At 59.4% G+C, this 16919-nt stretch carries 15 protein-coding genes; 6 read left to right on the forward strand and 9 right to left on the reverse strand.

Annotation, left to right across the window (positions count from 1 at the left end):
* Positions 1-8: 8 nt before the first annotated feature.
* The 4 genes from rlmH to H8F23_RS15235 all read right to left on the reverse strand — a co-directional run bounded on the left by rlmH (position 9) and on the right by H8F23_RS15235 (position 3015).
* Positions 9-476 (reverse strand): 23S rRNA (pseudouridine(1915)-N(3))-methyltransferase RlmH, encoded by a 468-nt coding sequence (rlmH, locus tag H8F23_RS15220; RefSeq protein WP_003185785.1) that lies wholly within the window; start codon positions 474-476, stop codon positions 9-11.
* Positions 477-485: 9 nt separating this feature from the next.
* Positions 486-980 carry a ribosome silencing factor gene (gene rsfS, locus H8F23_RS15225; RefSeq protein ID WP_016986117.1) on the reverse strand — a complete coding sequence of 165 codons (495 nt, stop codon included), beginning with the start codon at positions 978-980 and terminating at the stop codon, positions 486-488.
* A gap of 72 nt (positions 981-1052) precedes the next feature.
* Entirely contained in the window at positions 1053-1775 is a 723-nt protein-coding gene (nadD, locus tag H8F23_RS15230) for a nicotinate-nucleotide adenylyltransferase (RefSeq protein ID WP_228759245.1), read from the reverse strand.
* Entirely contained in the window at positions 1744-3015 is a 1272-nt protein-coding gene (locus tag H8F23_RS15235) for a glutamate-5-semialdehyde dehydrogenase (RefSeq protein WP_194934905.1), read from the reverse strand. The genes nadD and H8F23_RS15235 overlap by 32 nt, the downstream gene beginning before the upstream one ends.
* A 177-nt stretch (positions 3016-3192) precedes the next feature.
* Between H8F23_RS15235 and H8F23_RS15240 the strand changes: the two genes are divergently transcribed.
* The 4 genes from H8F23_RS15240 to H8F23_RS15255 all read left to right on the forward strand — a co-directional run bounded on the left by H8F23_RS15240 (position 3193) and on the right by H8F23_RS15255 (position 11169).
* Entirely contained in the window at positions 3193-3888 is a 696-nt protein-coding gene (locus tag H8F23_RS15240) for a DNA-3-methyladenine glycosylase (RefSeq protein ID WP_194934906.1), read from the forward strand.
* Positions 3889-3959: 71 nt separating this feature from the next.
* Entirely contained in the window at positions 3960-5276 is a 1317-nt protein-coding gene (locus tag H8F23_RS15245; protein WP_186621790.1) for a bifunctional DedA family/phosphatase PAP2 family protein, read from the forward strand.
* 351 nt (positions 5277-5627) lie between these two features.
* Positions 5628-7658 carry a hypothetical protein gene (locus H8F23_RS15250; RefSeq protein WP_194934907.1) on the forward strand — a complete coding sequence of 677 codons (2031 nt, stop codon included), beginning with the start codon at positions 5628-5630 and terminating at the stop codon, positions 7656-7658.
* A 37-nt stretch (positions 7659-7695) separates the two neighbouring features.
* Positions 7696-11169 (forward strand): calcium-binding protein, encoded by a 3474-nt coding sequence (locus H8F23_RS15255; protein ID WP_194934908.1) that lies wholly within the window; start codon positions 7696-7698, stop codon positions 11167-11169.
* A 578-nt stretch (positions 11170-11747) separates the two neighbouring features.
* Here H8F23_RS15255 and H8F23_RS15260 read toward each other — a convergent pair.
* From H8F23_RS15260 to H8F23_RS15280, 5 genes are all read right to left on the reverse strand, one after another.
* Positions 11748-12308 carry a hypothetical protein gene (locus tag H8F23_RS15260; RefSeq protein WP_194934909.1) on the reverse strand — a complete coding sequence of 187 codons (561 nt, stop codon included), beginning with the start codon at positions 12306-12308 and terminating at the stop codon, positions 11748-11750.
* A 71-nt stretch (positions 12309-12379) separates the two neighbouring features.
* The gene (locus tag H8F23_RS15265; protein WP_228759246.1) at positions 12380-12724 is read right to left on the reverse strand and encodes a hypothetical protein; all 345 of its coding nucleotides are present in this window, start codon (positions 12722-12724) and stop codon (positions 12380-12382) included.
* The gene (locus H8F23_RS15270) at positions 12725-13315 is read right to left on the reverse strand and encodes an LON peptidase substrate-binding domain-containing protein (RefSeq protein ID WP_194934910.1); all 591 of its coding nucleotides are present in this window, start codon (positions 13313-13315) and stop codon (positions 12725-12727) included.
* Between the two features lie 10 nt (positions 13316-13325).
* Entirely contained in the window at positions 13326-14042 is a 717-nt protein-coding gene (locus H8F23_RS15275; RefSeq protein ID WP_194934911.1) for an LrgB family protein, read from the reverse strand.
* Positions 14042-14404 (reverse strand): CidA/LrgA family protein, encoded by a 363-nt coding sequence (locus H8F23_RS15280; RefSeq protein WP_194934912.1) that lies wholly within the window; start codon positions 14402-14404, stop codon positions 14042-14044. Before H8F23_RS15280 ends, H8F23_RS15275 begins: the two co-directional genes overlap by 1 nt.
* 193 nt (positions 14405-14597) lie before the next feature.
* Here H8F23_RS15280 and H8F23_RS15285 point away from each other — a divergent pair, with 193 nt between their 5' ends.
* Entirely contained in the window at positions 14598-15053 is a 456-nt protein-coding gene (locus tag H8F23_RS15285) for a MaoC family dehydratase (RefSeq protein ID WP_007909575.1), read from the forward strand.
* A 112-nt stretch (positions 15054-15165) separates the two neighbouring features.
* The gene (locus tag H8F23_RS15290) at positions 15166-16893 is read left to right on the forward strand and encodes a C13 family peptidase (RefSeq protein ID WP_093434541.1); all 1728 of its coding nucleotides are present in this window, start codon (positions 15166-15168) and stop codon (positions 16891-16893) included.
* Positions 16894-16919: the final 26 nt, after the last annotated feature.

Consider the following 16919-nt stretch of genomic DNA (forward strand, 5'->3'; position numbering starts at 1 on the left):
GGGCTGGATTACTTGTGGTAAGGGTGACCGGACAACACGGTCCAGGCACGATACAACTGTTCGCCGATCAGGATCCGCACCAACGGGTGCGGCAACGTCAGCGGCGACAACGACCAGCGCTGATCGGCACGGGCGCAGACTTCAGGCGCCAGCCCTTCCGGGCCACCGACCATGAAATTGACCGTGCGCGAATCCAGCCGCCAACGGTCGAGTTCGACCGCCAGCTGCTCTGTGCTCCAGGGTTTGCCGTGGACTTCCAGCGTGACGATCCGCTCGTTCGGCCCGACCTTGGCCAGCATGGCTTCGCCTTCCTGGCGGATGAATCGGGCCACGTCGGCATTCTTGCCACGGGTATTGAGCGGTATTTCCACCAGTTCCAGCGCCAGCTCGGACGGAAGACGCTTGGCATATTCATGCCAGCCTTCTTCCACCCACTTGGGCATGCGTGAACCGACGGCGATCAGGCGCAGTCGCACAGCAATCCCTTACAGCTGGTCTTTGTTGAGCTTGGTGAAATGCTCGTGGGTGTTTTCCGGGCTGTGATGCTTGGCATCGGCCGCACGGCTTTGTTCGGCACCGGCCCACAGGCGTTCCAGGTCGTAGAACTGACGTGCCGAGGCGGTCATCATGTGCACGATCACCAGGTCCAGGTCGAGCAACACCCAGTCACTGTCGCCCTTGCCTTCTTCGCCCAGCGGCTTGGCGCCCTGCTTTTTGACTTCTTCGCGAACCTTGTCGAGCATCGCGTTGATCTGGCGGTTGGACGTACCGGTGGCGATGATCATGTAGTCAGTGATGCTCTGCTTGTCGCGAACATCGATGATCTGGATGTCTTGTGCCTTGACGTCTTCCAGGGCAGCCACGGCCAGTTTGACCAGCTCGTCGCCTTTCAGCGGCTCATTGGTGTTGACCGGTTCTGGCAGCGGGGCGCTCTTGAATGTGCCTTTGCGCTTTACTTTGGTTTGGTCTTTGTCAGTCATATAAAACTCGTTTTGCTCGTATATTCGGCGGCTTGGCGACACGTGGATTCGTATCAGTGAAGCACGCCTTGTTCAGTTCGACGCACGGTACAGACCGTGCGCATCGATGTAGGCCAGGACCGCGTCGGGCACCAGGAAACGTACCGACTTACCGCTGGCCAGCAGTTGACGGATCTGGGTGGCGGAAACCGCGAGCGGTGTCTGCCAGACGAATGCAATCTGTCCGCTCGGCCCTTTCAGGGCCAGCGGGTCGCTCACCGAACGCGCTGCCAGCAGGTTGCGCAAGGCATCCGGCGGTTCGCTGTCGGCGTCCGGGCGCTGTAGCACCAGGATATGGCAATGCTGGAGCAACTCTTCCCAGCGGTGCCAAGTGGGCAGGCCGCAAAATGCGTCCCAGCCCAAAAGCAGAAAAACCTGGGTCTCGGCGGGCATTTCAGCGCGCATCGACTCCAGGGTATCAATGGTCCAGGACGGTTTGTCCCGCTGCAATTCGCGGGCGTCCACCACCAGCGGCGGCAATCCGGCCACCGCACATTCGACCATCGCCAGCCGATCCTGCGCCGACACCTGCGGCGTACCGCGATGAGGTGGCCGCGCGTTCGGCATCAGGCGCAACTCATCGAGCGCCAGCGCTTCGGCGACTTCCAGCCCACCGCGCAAATGGCCGATGTGCACCGGGTCGAACGTGCCGCCCAGGACGCCAATGCGCCGGGGGCGGGACTCGTTGCCGGTTTGCGGCGCTGTCAGGTCGAGGCCGGTCAAGTCAGACCGTCGCCTGGCCGCGCAACTGGCCATCACCGACCACAACGTACTTCTCGCAGGTCAGTCCTTCGAGACCCACCGGACCGCGGGCGTGCAGCTTATCAGTAGAAATGCCGATCTCGGCACCCAATCCGTATTCAAATCCATCGGCAAAGCACGTCGGCGTATTGATCATCACCGAGGCCGAGTCGACTTCCGCCACAAAGCGGCGGGTATCGGCGAGGTTTTCGCTGACAATCGAATCGGTGTGATGGGAGCCGTGATGGTTGATGTGTTCGATAGCCTGATCCAGACCGTCGACGACGCGAATCGACAGAATCGGCGCCAGGTACTCGGTGTTCCAGTCGTCTTCGCTGGCGGCAACAGCCTCAATGATCGCCCGGGTGCGCTCGCAGCCGCGCAGTTCGACGCCTTTTTCGCGGAACTGGGCGGCCATCGACGGCAGGAAATCCCTGGCAACAGTTTGATCGACCAGCAAGGTCTCCATCGCACCGCAAATACCGTAGCGATAAGTCTTGGCATTGAACGCGATGCGCTGGGCCTTGGGCAGATCGGCGTGGGCACTGACGTAAACGTGGCAGATACCGTCCAGATGCTTGATCACCGGTACGCGGGCATCACGGCTGATACGTTCGATCAGGCCACGGCCACCGCGCGGCACGATCACGTCGACGTACTCGGGCATGGTGATCATCGCGCCAACAGCGGCACGGTCAGTGGTTTCGACCACTTGCACCACAGCGGCAGGCAATTCGGCCTCGGCAAGACCGCGCTGAATGCATGCGGCAATCGCACGGTTGGAATGAATCGCTTCAGAGCCACCGCGCAGGATGGTCGCGTTGCCGGACTTCAGGCACAGGCTGGCAGCATCGATGGTCACGTTAGGGCGGGATTCGTAGATGATCCCGATCACGCCTAGCGGCACGCGCATCTTGCCGACCTGAATGCCCGACGGACGGAAGCTCATATCGCGGATCGCACCGACCGGATCCGGCAGTGCAGCGACCTGACGCAAACCGACGATCATGCCGTCGATGCGCGCCGGGGTCAGTTCCAGACGCTCCAGCAGTGCCGGTTCCAGACCATTTGCGCGACCGGCAGCCAGATCCTGCTCATTGGCGGCGGCAAGCTCGGCGCGCGCGGCGTCCAAGGCATTGGCAGCAGCCTGCAAGGCGCGGTTTTTCTGCGCGGTGCTGGCACGGCCGATGACCCGGGAGGCTTCGCGGGCGGCGCGACCCAATCGGGTCATGTAGTCAAGAACGGACTCAGTCATGGTCTGCTGGGATCTTGGCAAAGAGGAAAGCGGCAGATTATAGCTGCCGCGTCCCGGGACTAACAGCGGTGACGGGCGGATGGTCGAAATGAACGCGGATTCGCCGGCGTTCAGGCCCAATTAAGCCACGCGTTGTTATCATCACGACCTCCTGAGCCTGGATAAACATTGCCCGCCATGTCCAACCTGACCGTTCGCAACCGCGCCGAACGCCTGCCGCTAGGGCTGCCGGACGCCTTTTTCGACCGTGATGCGCAAGTGCTGGCGCAGGATCTGCTCGGCAAAGTCATTCGTCACCGGGTCGGCGATCTGTGGCTGAGCGCGCGAATCATCGAAACCGAAGCCTATTACTGCGCAGAAAAAGGCAGCCACGCCTCGTTGGGCTACACAGAAAAGCGTAAGGCTTTGTTTCTGGATGGCGGCCACATCTATATGTATTACGCCCGTGGCGGTGATTCGCTGAATTTCAGTGCGCACGGTCCGGGCAATGCGGTACTGATCAAATCCGCCTATCCGTGGGTCGATGAAATCAGCGGGCCGGCGAGTCTGGCGCAGATGCTGCTGAACAATCCCGACGCGCAGGGACGTGCGCGGCCTTCGCAAAAGCTCTGCGCCGGACAAACCCTGCTGTGCAAAGCGCTGGGGTTGAAAGTGCCGGTGTGGGATGCCAAGCGTTTTGATCATGAAGTCCTTCTGGTAGAAAACACCGGGCCGGCACCTTCGCACATTATCCAGACAACACGCCTGGGCATCCCCCACGGCCGGGACGAACACTTGATGTACCGCTTCGTCGATGCGACTTACGCGCAATGGTGCACGCGGAACCCGCTGCGACGCGGTCAGGTCGAAGGCCGAGATTATTTTCTGCTGTAAACACGCACTCATGTAGGAGCTGCCGAAGGCTGCTCCTGCAGGAGGCCATTAATGATTTGGAGTTTTTCTGTATGGGCCCATGGCTCGATAGCATTACCGGGTGGCTGGCAGCCAATCCACAATGGCTGGCTGCTGCAGTTTTCATTGTGGCCTTTGTGGAATGCCTGGCGATTGCCGGTTTGATCGTGCCGGGCACCGTGCTGCTGTTTGCCGTCGCCGTGCTGGCCGGCAGCGGCGCCCTGTCACTGAGCGAGACCTTGTTGCTGGGCTTCCTTGGCGGGATTCTCGGCGATGCCGTTTCGTACTTCCTCGGTCGCCATTTCCACCAGAACATTCGGCGCCTGCCGGGGCTACGGCATCATCCGGAATGGATGGCCGGTGCCGAGTCGTATTTCCAGCGCTACGGCATCGCCAGTCTGCTGGTCGGTCGCTTCATCGGGCCATTGCGACCGATGCTGCCCATGGTCGCCGGTATGTGCGACATGCCCTTCCCGCGTTTCGCCGCTGTCAGCCTGCTGGCGGCCGCCGGCTGGAGTCTCGCCTATCTGCTGCCGGGCTGGGCCACCGGCGCAGCCTTTCGTCTGCCATTGCCTGAAGGGTTCTGGCTGGAGGCCGGCATTGTCGCTGGCAGCATCGCCGCAATGGTCGGTCTCAGCGTGAACAGCAGCCTGCGTCGCCACCGTCGCGCGACCATCTGGATCAGCAGCATGAGCCTGTTGATTCTGATTGGCCTGTTCATCGGCTATCCGTACCTGACAGCGCTCGATCAAGGGGTGATGACACTGGTGCAGGAACATCGCCAGCCAATGCTGGATGAAATTGCGGTCACACTGACCCTGATCGGTGAGTTCCGCAACATGCTGCTGTTCAGCGTCCTGCTGACCGGCCTGTTGCTGGTGTGCCGGCAATGGCGTCATGCGATCTTTGTTGGCGGTACGCTGCTGGTGACCGCATTGGCCAACACCGGGACCAAATACTTCTTCGCCCGAGTGCGTCCGGAAGTGCTGACCGACCCACTGACCACTTACAGTATGCCCAGTGGTCATGCCTCAGGTTCGTTTGCACTGTTTCTGACCCTGGCGGTACTCGCCGGCCGTGGCCAGCCGCCACGCATGCGCCTGACCTGGTTGCTGATCGCCTGTATTCCGGCCCTTTCCATCGCCCTGTCGCGGGTCTATCTGGGCGCTCATTGGCCGACCGACGTGCTGGCCGGCGCCATGCTTGCCGCCTGCGTCTGCGCTGCCGCCCTGTGGCTGAGCCAGCGTAAAACCCCACTCAACCCCATGCCGTTCAAGATCTGGTGGTTGATCCTGCCGGCAATGTTGGCGCTGTTCGGGTTTTTCGTCCTGCGGCACTTGCCTCATACCTTGTTGCGTTACGCCTATTGAATCTGGCGAAACACAAGCCTTAATCCTTCCGCACTGCTCTTTTAGGAATTCTCCGACAAGAGCAGCGCTGTTCTCTTATTCAAACTTACTCGCCCACGGTAAGAATCCTTATTTACCAAACCGCAACTTCGCACACTTCAAACTAAAAACAACCGAAGTTACATATCAATTACGAACCCTCACCCCAGCGCCTTCCATAACTTGAAAAACCAGTTAGATTAAATCCATATATTTGAAACCCGTCGGCACATTCTCACCCATTAAAGTGAGACCGCCTGCACCTGCCTGCCCAGCAATCAATTCAACTGACGAAGCGAGGGTTTCAATACATCAACTGATTTCGAGTACGCCATGAGTCCAAAGACACCGCGCAATCCGGCCCAGACCTCAACGCAACAACCTGACACGAGCATATTCCCGCCCCTGCGTACCGACACACCGTTCACTCCAGGCAGCCCTTCGATTTTCCGGTTACCGGGTTTGCCGAGTAGCCAGAATCCCGTTCACACCGCTGGCGGCCGACCGGTCGCGGATGCACACCTGCCTGCCGTGGTCATCCAACCGATGCAGGCGACGAACCCTGCCCACCTCGCAAACGATAATTCCCCCGACACCTACTGGCTGCGTGACGACTTCCTGCGTGGAATGAAACCGGCGGAGGATGACGGTTTTCGCTGGATCGTCGGACGACAGTTTGTCGACGTCGAATATGAAGGCGACTTGCGCACCACCCATGTCGGTCAGGACGCCGACGGGGTCTATCGCTGCAAAATGGTCACCGAGCGGTCCGCATCCGGACCGGCGCTGTACCGGAATGAAGGCCGGTTGACCTGGCGCCTGACGGAGCATCCGGCACCCGCCATGGCCTCGACAAAACGACCTGCGCCGCTACCGGGCGATCAACCGGGGATCGCCCCCGGCGCGAAACGGCCTCGACCTGCCCACCTCGATTCGAATCTGTACAAGGCATCGCTGCGTTCACCGGATGCCCAAGGCTATTACGAACTGGCCCCCGCATTCGGGGCGAACAACGCGATCACGCAATTTGCCTTTATGGACGCTTTTGATCACTGGATCCCGGTCGATCCGCCCGCAGGCGGATTCGGTGCCCAGCCCACTCTCTTGAAGCATTGGACAGACCATGAGATCTGGCAGGTGTACAACATCCATGGCCAGGATCTCGTGCGTTTTCGCACCGAAGCCCAAGCCAGCGGCAAGTGTCCGCAATGGGCGATTTCCGAAGTCACGAACCCGCACCGCGACTTGCTGCGCGACACCCTGCGCTGGCTGCACCCAAGCATGAGTCCTGCACAACGCGAAGCATTTCTGCAGTCCTACAATCTGCTACCCAGTCAGCTGGCCCACCTGCAACAGGACCTGAAGACCGAACTGAAAATGCCGCAATGGGCGCAGGCACACAAACACCTGATCGACGATCTCGACCATCCGCAGCGCCTTGAGCAATTGAGCCGCGAGGCTATCGAGGAACTTAACCTCAAGCACGATGCCCGGCATGACTGGTATAGCCCGGAAACCAGCATGACCGCGCCAGTGCGCGAAGCGCTGCTGGGCAAACTCGGCTATCTGCGCAACAAGAACAATTGCCTGTACCGCACCGACGTGCCGGCGCTGTTCCGTGGCGATGAACGCACACCGTTCGAACTCGCCAATGACGGCTTCATGCTACCGCGATACCAGCATAAACCGGGCGCCACCACGCATAAGCCGATGAGCGCAACCTTCAGCCTCAAAGAAGGCCTGGTGTACGCAAGGGAGCCTGACCCCGAGTACTTGCGGTTCAACAGCCAGACGAGCAAATACCCAGGGCGGGATGCTGACGATAGCGCCTCGGGCAGCGATGTCAGTGATACCGAGAGCAGCTCATCGTCCGAATGGTCCGACGCCACAAGCCCGGTGCCGTGGGATCGTGATCGCCGCTATGAATCAACACGCACACGTCAGCGGGAAATGTTTCTGTATGTGCTCGACACCCGCGACCTGGAAGTGGTGCCTCATGAAGAAAACAAGAGTTTCAATTCAGGGGCCCGCGACAAACCCCCCACCTGGTTTCCCTCCGATGACTTCGAAGGGCTGATATCAGTCAGCCGCAGAGGACTGGATGCCGAGCGTATCTGGCTGCTGAATTCGCACCTGAGCAAAGCCGTGAGGGTCGATGACCTCAAGGAACAGGCAGGCGCGAACGCAGAGCGCATCGAAGCCGCCACCCATGCCGGACACGAGAACAAATTCGCCTACGACCAGTTGATCAACAACGCCGAAGCCGCCGGTAAACCTGTGCTCAGTCTGTCGGGCAACGGCGACGAATTCGCCTACGCCATCCACTGGCCCGAGTCGACAACGCCGACGGCTCGACATCAGTGACACACCGCTCATGCGTTTTCATTAAAGGATTAATGACATGTCAAAACTTATCGCTCCGCCACTTCAAATCGCCAATAGCAGCGCCGTTCAGGTCAATCCCGTCAGCGTCTCGGCCAACCCCCATGCGCCGCCGGCGGGCAGGCTCAACGCAGTGTTGCCAGACGACGCTGACGCCCCTTATCGACGCACACTCAAATCCCTCGACAAACATTTCGGCCCCTTGCGCATCGGCGAAATACTCACCAGCCGCGTCGAACTCCTGGCGTTGGGCGCGACCGTGCACGGCCAACCCATCAGCCCGGCGAATGCCGGCATGCAGCGCGTGGATCAACACTTTCTCGACGGACTCAATTTCGATGCAGACCGGGTGCAGGCGCGCCTGTTGTCCGTCGACAATCCGGACAGCAATGTAGCGGCGATGCTGTTTTATGAAATCGCCTGCAAGCGCTCGGTCGATGCCGGGCCGTTGTTCATCGCCGATATAACCATTGCCACCGGCAGCGCGGTGGACCGTTTGAACCAGTTGGGCAAGGCTGCGCAAAAACTGGATATTCATCGCGCCGACGCGCTGGAAAATGCCCCGGGCTGGATCAGCAAAAACAAAAGCTATTTGATGAGCGGCGCCGGGGTCGGCATGCAGGCGTTCGGCATCTACAGCGGCTACAAGGCGATGATTGATGCGATCAAGCACGGAGACACGCTGGAAGCGGTTTTCCAGGGTGGCTCGATCGCCGCCGAGTTCGGCTCACTGATCATCGAACGCGGGCTGACCAAGACCGGTGAGGCCATGCTCAGAAACGGCGGCAACGCGCTGAAGTATTTCCCGCTGACCTCGGTGGGCAAATACATGAGCCGCGGTGCCGGGATGTTCGCCAGCGCCATCACCCTGCCCTTCGACATTGTCGATGCCATCAAGTCGTTCAATGCCGCCGCCGCGGCGCAAGGCAAAGAGGCCCAGGATCATTACGTCAGCGGCGGTCTTAGCGTCGCCGGGGCGGGTATCAGCCTGGTGCTGGGCGTCGCCGCACTGGCCGGGTTTGGCAGCGTCGCCGGGCCGGTCGGGCTGGTCGCCGCCGGACTGCTTATCGCCGCCTCGATGATCTACCAGGCCGCCCGAGTGGTGGATGACATCGATGACTACATCGAACTGACGTTTGAAGAACGCATGCGCTCGGGCTGGTTCGCCTTCACCAACAAGGAACTGGACCAGGACGTACTGGATCGCTTCAAGCTCGCCAAGGGCTATCGGGACCACCAGCGACAACTGCAGTTGTCGGCCAAGGACATGCTGGAGAACGCCTACAAACACACCATCGAACACGTGATCAACGGTGCCTTTCAGGTTGAATTGAAGCCCGTTGAAATCTGGCGTTACCAGTGGGACGAAAGCGCGGGCCAACAACCGTTCAAGCTCGACAACCAGGCCGTGGTTGTCGACGGCGATGACGTAATCGATGCCGGCAAAGGCCTGCCCGCCAACCTCAAAGGCAAAGTGTCAGGCAGTGCCGGTGATGACAAAGGCATTTTCTGGCGCCTGGGTGACGGCAATGACCGGGTTATCGGGGTCCGGGACAAGCCCAATCTGTTCACCTATCGCGCGGATCACAAGGCTTTGACCGGAGGCGACAGGGACGATGCGTTCTATCAGGACATTACCGAGCAGCAATTGAACCTCACCAGCAAACCGGCCCACCTCAATGTGCTGGACGGCGGCGCAGGTGCCGACACCCTGGCCTTCGAAGGCAGCCGCCCACTCAGCGACACCCGCCATATCGGTCACGACATCAACCTGCACAGTGGCAGGGTGGCGCTGCGCGGTCTTGATCCTGAGGCAAATGCCATTGACGTCGCGCAGCTCACGTCGATTGAAAACGTCTCGACCCTGCGCAGAGGCACCAGCCGCGTCAGCGGAAACGACGCGGCCAACCGGATTTCCGCCAATGGCTACGACCGCATCAGCGCCGGCGCAGGCGATGACACGATTGCCGTCTACGGAGCGGACTGTCGGGTGGACGGCGGCAGTGGCGCAGATCGTTTTTACATCGCCAGCAGCAACGCCCGCACGACCATTAACGAGGACGCTGAAGCGTCGAGTCTGATCGAGTTCGGCTGGCCGGCAGAGGTTATCCAGCGTTGGCAGATCGTCGGCACTGCGCTGGTGATCAGCTCATTGCGCGGCAAGGATGGTAATGACCCGGAACATGTACTGACACTCGAAAATGTCTACCAGTGGGTCGATGGCAAACGCCTGTTGAACAATGACCGATTCCGTTTCAAGACCGAGGATGGCTATGAGCTGCTGGTCCAGCTACCCCAGCAGCCAGGTGAGGTGCTGCAGCAGGATATAACCCCCGTCGTTGTCGTCATCGGCCAACCCGCCGCTGCACCGCAAATCGTTAACGGCGGCATGATCGAGATCGCCGAACAGGGCTTGAAGCAGCACTTTGTTGCTCGCACCGAGCGTCGGGTGGAATTCGTTGCCCAGCGCAATACCGCCGAAACGTCCCGCACTGTTTATCTGGAATTCGACAACGCTGAAATCATCGATGTGCAGGTCAGTTATGAAGTGCAGGTGCGCAAAGGCGTCTCTGGCACGACCCACTTGTACTACACAGACTTCACCCTGTCGGTCAGCCTGCCGTCGAAAGTGGTTATGTTCAAAGGTGTGGTCCAGCCCATCGCGGCGGCCACCGGTTACAGCGGCAGAAACAGCCTGAAAGTCACCACCCCACGCCTGCAGCAGGATGTTGTGCTGATCCTGCAGGACCAGGTTTCCTACCGCCTGCAAGTTCCCGCACTGGATTATGAAGACGATGTAAAAAACCCCGGCACCCGCGTACGCAGCACCCGAAGTTGCCTCAAGCAACGCAATGGCAACTATCGCTTTGTCAGACCATTGGCCAGCGTGAAACCGCTGATAACGGCAGAACCCAGTCGCATCACCATCGACACCGGTTCGCACACCGGCATCTATGTACTCGATGGCCAGAGTTCGACGTACGATGTCCATCTGGCCAGCAACACCATCATTCGCCTTTCGACGCCAGGCGCTGCAGCGAAAACCGCCGATGCATCGACCTGGACGCTGTACACCGACAAAATGAAAGAAACGGTCACCCGCGACGACATCCAACTGGACGGCAATCGTCTGCACATCGCGAGCGTCACCGTCGAATTGCCCGATATCGAAGACGACATCCCGGTGGAATCCATCAGCGTGGCCACTTCGGCCGGCCATATTTATGAAGTGTCGCTGTTGTTTGAAGTGCTGCAGCTTTACGTCATCGATGCACGTCGCTACGCCGATATCGAAGCTCTGTTGGCCGAGATCAATGCCCATCAACAGCGAAACGAACTGGCAGCAAGGGTTCATGTAACCCACGTCGGAATCGCCGCCGGAACGATCGGTACGGTGGTTTACAACGCAGTAAGGAAACACTGGGCGCTGGCCAGCGATCCACAGATGCGAATCAACCCGCAAGACCTGGTCTTTTCCAACGACAAGACCTGATCCTCGCCACGTGCCCGTATGGACCTGACGTCCACACGGGCACCCGTCCTCCTCAGCCTACGGACAGGCTGACTCGCAAAAAACGGAGTTTATTCATGCGCCAAAAACCCGGGCTACGGCCTAAATCACCTTCAGTCGAAACGCCCGTCACCTCAACACTGGCCTCCGCAGATCATTCGCCGAGCAGAGCGATAGTTGCAAACCCTGAAAACATTCCGGGGCCTATACCCGTCGAGGCGCCCTCTTCACCCAAGCGACCTCGTCTGGAGGAACCCGGGACCTCCCAAGCAAAAACCTCACCCATCGAAGTGAGCGTCGGGTGACCGGGTCGCGGCCATCGAGCAGGCCACCTGGGCGGGCACCGACAGTCGTGCTGCCGGGTATTTTGGCGCCAACGCCTATGACAGCCTTATCGATGAAATCACCGGTTCTGGCGGCGTGATACCGGATCTGCCCAAAGGCGCCAAGACGTTCGCCGACGACATTGTCTGGCCTGTGCCCGAGCATTACCGAACCTGAAAAAAGGCGCCATTCATCCAGACATGAATGGCGCCTTTTTATGGAGTAGCGGCTGGGCGCTATTGGATAACCTTGATCACAAATATTGCCGGTTTGTGATTGAAGGCGTTATGCCCCGTCCTGTTAGGATCGACGTCGAGGAAGGTGCTCATTCCGCTGCTTATATGGCGATACAAGGGCTTGTCATCAGGTTCGCGGATCAACTCTAGATAGGCAGGACCGGATTCGATATCACTGAAGGAGGCCTTTGAAGCACCAGACTTGCTGATTGAAAAGTATTGCTCTGGCGCATGGGTACTGGCCAACAGATTATGAGTCTTGTCCTCTATGAATAACCGCGCACCATCGAATGTTCCCGCGAGCACAAGGCTGATGGCATATTCGTCACCCTTTGGGACGAACTTCAACAGCAGTGGTGTGTCGTCATCATGCTCAGCCAGCGTTATGAAGCTGGACACGCGCGAATCCGCCAACCCCACTTCGGCATCCAGTTTTTCCGCCTTGGTTATGCGAAGGTCACGCAAAGCCTGTTGCAGACGTAGTTGATTAAGTACCACTGGCCGGCCATCAAGATAAAGATGCGCAGTGAATGTCTGGTTGTTTGTTTTTGCTAAAGCCATGGGATTGCCCACCTGTAAACACCCCGCCGTCAGTTAGCCACGACGACAGGCAATGCTGAAAAAGTAAATAATCAAACCGCAGTCGCAGTCACTACGCTGGTGGCGGACGCCGACATCCGTGGCACTTCGCCGACAGGGACTTTTTCAGATTTTCGTTTACGCCGGGCTATTACCATCCGGTCCGCATAAGTGGATGCCGCCTCAATTACGTGGCTAACGTTATGATCCGTCTCGGCATGTTTCAAAATATACTTGCCAGCAATATCATCCCAAAACGCCCATTCATCTTCATAGACAGTCATACTTTCATCCTTATTTTTATTCAAGTTATCCGCTTCCTGCGGACAACTTGAAATTAAGACAAAGACAAAAGCAAAACAATGCTGGCAGGCGCCATCAGTTAATTCAAAGTGCAACTAGGCGAACAATTCACCTTGTAGTTCGTCGAGCAGCGCCTGAATTGCATCCAGCCGCTGCTGGGGATCATCGAGTTGTAACAGATCGATCTTGTCTTCTTCGGCGAACGGCAGCAGATAGGCCAACTGATTGGCCAGCGATTGCTGACCCAGCGCTTCAGTGCCCATGTCCAGCGCTTCCACCATCGGGTGCTCGGCCAGTGCCTTGAGCAGCGCCACCAGATCAGCATCCTCGTCCTGTAAAGGTTGCTCGGGTTCGTCATCCAGCCAGTCGACATCGGCGAGGATCAACTGATCGCGCTGCACCTCGGTACGCAACACCGTGAACCGCCGCCCGCCCTGCACACGAATGCCGAGCAAGCCGTTGTCCTGCTGCTGGAAATCGGTGATGCGCGCTTCGCAGCCGACCAGAGCAAAACCTTCTGGCGCGACGCCGACTTCGTGGCCATCAAGGATGCACACCACACCGAAACCGCCACCCTGCTTCATGCAGCGGCCGATCATGTCGAGATAGCGCGCCTCGAAGATCTGCAAATCGAGGTTGCAGCCGGGAAACAACACGGTGTTCAGCGGGAAAAGCGGCAGACTCATAGACATTTCCTTACACCACCATCGACACCGCCAGCGGCAGGAAGACTGCCGTGGCCACGCCCATCAGACTCATCGCCAGCGCCGCAAACGCGCCGCACTCATCATTTTCCTGCAACGCCACCGACGTGCCGACCGCATGCGCGGTCATGCCCAGCGCCATGCCGCGCGCCTCGGGACTGTGCACACCGAGGCGAGTCAGTAGCGCCGGGCCGAAGATCGCACCGATCACCCCGGTGATCAACACGAATACCGCCGCCAGCGCCGCAACGCCACCAATCTGCTCAGCCACCAGCATTGCGATCGGCGAGGTCACCGACTTCGGCGCCATGGTCATCAGAATCATGTGCTCGGCACCGAACCACCAGCCCAGCGCCACCCCCATACCTGTGGCGACTACGCCGCCTATCACCAGCGTAGTAAAAATCGGCCAGAACAATTGGCGAATACGCCGCAGGTTGAGATACAGCGGCACCGCCAGTGCCACGGTCGCCGGGCCGAGCAGAATGCTGAGGATCTCGGTGCTCTTGCGATACTCGGCATAGGTCAGGCCACAGCCGACCAGCACACCGATCACCAACAGCATGGAGACCAGCACCGGTTGCAGAAAGATCCAGCGGGTTTTCTCGAACGCCGCCAACACCAGTTGATAGGCGCCGAGGGTGATGCCGATGCCGAACAGCGGATGATGGATAACGGAGGCCCAGGCGCCCTGCCAGTCAAAGAGCATCAGGACTCCTCCGACGCGGGGGCGTGCCGTTTGACCAGGCGTTGCATCAGCACCCCGGCGAAGGCCATCGACAGGATCAACGACAGCACCAAAGCGCCGACAATCGCCCAGAAGTCCGCGGCAATGTCACTCGCATAAACCATCACGCCCACGGCCGGCGGCACCAGCAGCAATGGCAGATAGCGCAGCAGGCTGCCAGCCGCGAGGTTCAGCGGCTCCCCCACTTCACCGCGAACGATCAGGAAGACCAGCAACAGCAGCAGACCGATGATCGGCCCCGGCAGCACCGGCAAGAGCAAATGATTGAGCGCCGTGCCGAGCAATTGGAACAGCACCAGCAGGGTCAGGCCACGTAGCAACATCCGACATCTCCGTCTTACTTTTCACCCAGCAGGGGCTCGGCATTATAAGCACGCCTGCGCTATGGATCGGCATTCGCCAAAAGCATGGTCGGTTGACCGGAGCAAATCGCCATGATGATCTACAGTGGTTCGCAGGGCGGTCAAATCCCCCACCTGAAAAACTATAAAACCGATGAACCCAAGGAGAGTCTCAATGCCCTATGTTCCCGTTGCAGAGCTCAAAGATTATGTCGGCAAGGAACTCGGACGTTCCGAATGGCTCACCATCGATCAGGAACGCATCAACCTGTTCGCCGAAGCCACCGGTGATTATCAGTTCATTCACGTCGACCCGGTCAAAGCCGCGCAAACGCCATTTGGCAGCACCATTGCCCACGGTTTCCTGTCGTTGTCGCTGATCCCGAAATTGATGGAAGACATCCTGATTCTGCCGCAAGGCGTGAAGATGGTGGTCAATTACGGACTGGACAGCGTGCGTTTCATCCAGCCAGTGAAGGTCAATTCCAAGGTCCGCCTCAAGGTCGATCTGGGCGAAGTGACCGAGAAAAAACCGGGCCAGTGGCTGCTCAAAGCCACCGCGACACTGGAGATAGAAGGCTCGGACAAACCGGCCTATATCGCCGAGCCACTGTCGCTCTGCTTCGTCTGATGGTTCTGGATGCGAAGCAGCGCACGCTGTTTCGCGTCAACACTGTTTTTACCGGCTGCATTAGGTCACATAGCTGCGGCATACTCGGTCGCCTAATTGCCCGGATCCCGCTATGCGCTCACTCGCTCGTCTTGCACCTCTTGCCTTGACCCTGATGCTCACCGCGTGCGGCGACGGCGAATCGCTGCTGCCCCCGGATGCGCGCCTGCCTGACGGTGGACGCTATCGTGGTGAACTGGTCGATGGCTTGCTGCAAGGTCAGGGCCGCGTCGACTACCCCAACGGCAGCTGGTATGCCGGGCAGTTCGATAAGGGGCAGTGGCATGGTCAGGGCGAATGGCATGGCAGCAACGGCGAGGTCTATCGCGGGCAGTTTCAGCAAGGCCTGTTCGACGGCCAAGGCAGCCTGACCACCAACGCCAGCAGTTACACCGGCGGCTTCAAACAGGGACGCCGCGAAGGCGAAGGCACCCTGAAAGAAAACGCCATGACCTACCGTGGCGAGTTCAAGGCTGACCAATACTCCGGGCTCGGCCGTCTGGAAATGGACGACGGCAGCTCCTATCAAGGCCAGTTCGCTCACGGCAAGCCCAACGGCGAAGGCCAGCGCGGCGATGCCAGCGGCAACTCGTTCAGCGGGCATTTCGTCAACGGTCAGCTGGAAGGCAACGGTACGTTCAACAGCGCTGACGGTGACATCTACGTCGGCGGCTTCAAGAACAATCAACTGCACGGCAAAGGTCGCTACGAAAACGCCGACGGCGATGTCTGGCTCGGCCAGTTCAAGGAAGGCGCGCTGACCGGCAAGGGCGAACTGATCGGCGCCGACGGTAGCCATTACATCGGCACGTTCAGCGACTGGCGCTTCAGCGGTCAGGGCCGCTTGAACCTGTCCGATGGCAGCTTTTACATCGGCGGCTTCGACAACGACAGCTACTCCGGACGCGGCACCCTGGTGCTCACCGATGGCAGCGTGATGAGCGGCACCTGGGTCAATGGCCAGCGCGTGCGCGACGCCGACGGCAAGTTATTGCCCGATACGCTCGAACTCGGCTTGCTCGCGCAGGGCCGCCTGCTTGATGACGCATTGGCCGCCATTCCCGCGTCGACCCCGGCGGTCGAGTTGTACACGTTGACCCTCGGCGGCGACGGCAAACAAAGCGTATTCCTGCGCGAATCCGACTACGTCGCCAACATGCTCAACACGCGCTTCGGCGCTTATGGCCAGGTCCGTCTGGTCAACCACCGTGACCACCTCGGCGACCGGCCGATGGCCACCCGCGAGAACCTGCGTCGTGCCGCGCAAACGCTGGCCGAACGCAGCGGCCCGGAAGATCTGCTGTTCATCTACCTGACCAGCCACGGCACCGCCGAACATGAGCTGGTGCTCGACCAGCCGCGCATGGAACTGGCCGACCTGCCCGCCGATGAACTCGCCGCTGTACTGGCGCCGCTGAAAAATCGCGACAAGATCATCGTAATTTCGTCGTGCTACTCCGGCGGCTTTATCCCGGCGCTGAAAGACGAACGCACGCTGATCATGACCGCCTCGCGCGCCGATCGGGTGTCCTTCGGCTGCTCGGAAGAAGCCAACTTCACCTACTTCGGCGATGCACTGTTCGCCCAGGCGCTGAATCAGACCGATGATCTGGAGCAAGCCTTCAAACTGGCCAAGGCCACCGTCGCCGAGCGTGAACTGGCGGATAATTTCGAAGCGTCGGAGCCGCAGATCTGGGCGCCGAAAACCGTGCTGTCGCACTGGCAACTGCTGCGCAAACAGCAAGCCAGAAAAGCATTGCAGAGTGCTGCGTTGAACGACGGAGCGACAAAGAGCAACTAAGCTGAACAGTATCAAGGGAGAGACAC

It is taken from the genome of Pseudomonas neuropathica (assembly GCF_015461835.1).
GTDB classification, from domain to species: domain Bacteria; phylum Pseudomonadota; class Gammaproteobacteria; order Pseudomonadales; family Pseudomonadaceae; genus Aquipseudomonas; species Aquipseudomonas neuropathica.

Coding starts and splice junctions, on each gene's coding strand:
- H8F23_RS15270 (WP_194934910.1), bottom strand. CDS start 13,315: ATGAGTCTGCCGCTTTTCCCGCTGAACACCGTGTTGTTTCCCGGCTGC.
- H8F23_RS15260 (WP_194934909.1), bottom strand. CDS start 12,308: ATGGCTTTAGCAAAAACAAACAACCAGACATTCACTGCGCATCTTTAT.
- nadD (WP_228759245.1), bottom strand. CDS start 1,775: ATGGCCAGTTGCGCGGCCAGGCGACGGTCTGACTTGACCGGCCTCGAC.
- H8F23_RS15245 (WP_186621790.1), top strand. CDS start 3,960: ATGGGCCCATGGCTCGATAGCATTACCGGGTGGCTGGCAGCCAATCCA.
- H8F23_RS15290 (WP_093434541.1), top strand. CDS start 15,166: ATGCGCTCACTCGCTCGTCTTGCACCTCTTGCCTTGACCCTGATGCTC.
- rsfS (WP_016986117.1), bottom strand. CDS start 980: ATGACTGACAAAGACCAAACCAAAGTAAAGCGCAAAGGCACATTCAAG.
- H8F23_RS15280 (WP_194934912.1), bottom strand. CDS start 14,404: ATGTTGCTACGTGGCCTGACCCTGCTGGTGCTGTTCCAATTGCTCGGC.
- H8F23_RS15240 (WP_194934906.1), top strand. CDS start 3,193: ATGTCCAACCTGACCGTTCGCAACCGCGCCGAACGCCTGCCGCTAGGG.
- H8F23_RS15275 (WP_194934911.1), bottom strand. CDS start 14,042: ATGCTCTTTGACTGGCAGGGCGCCTGGGCCTCCGTTATCCATCATCCG.
- H8F23_RS15255 (WP_194934908.1), top strand. CDS start 7,696: ATGTCAAAACTTATCGCTCCGCCACTTCAAATCGCCAATAGCAGCGCC.
- H8F23_RS15250 (WP_194934907.1), top strand. CDS start 5,628: ATGAGTCCAAAGACACCGCGCAATCCGGCCCAGACCTCAACGCAACAA.
- H8F23_RS15285 (WP_007909575.1), top strand. CDS start 14,598: ATGCCCTATGTTCCCGTTGCAGAGCTCAAAGATTATGTCGGCAAGGAA.
- H8F23_RS15235 (WP_194934905.1), bottom strand. CDS start 3,015: ATGACTGAGTCCGTTCTTGACTACATGACCCGATTGGGTCGCGCCGCC.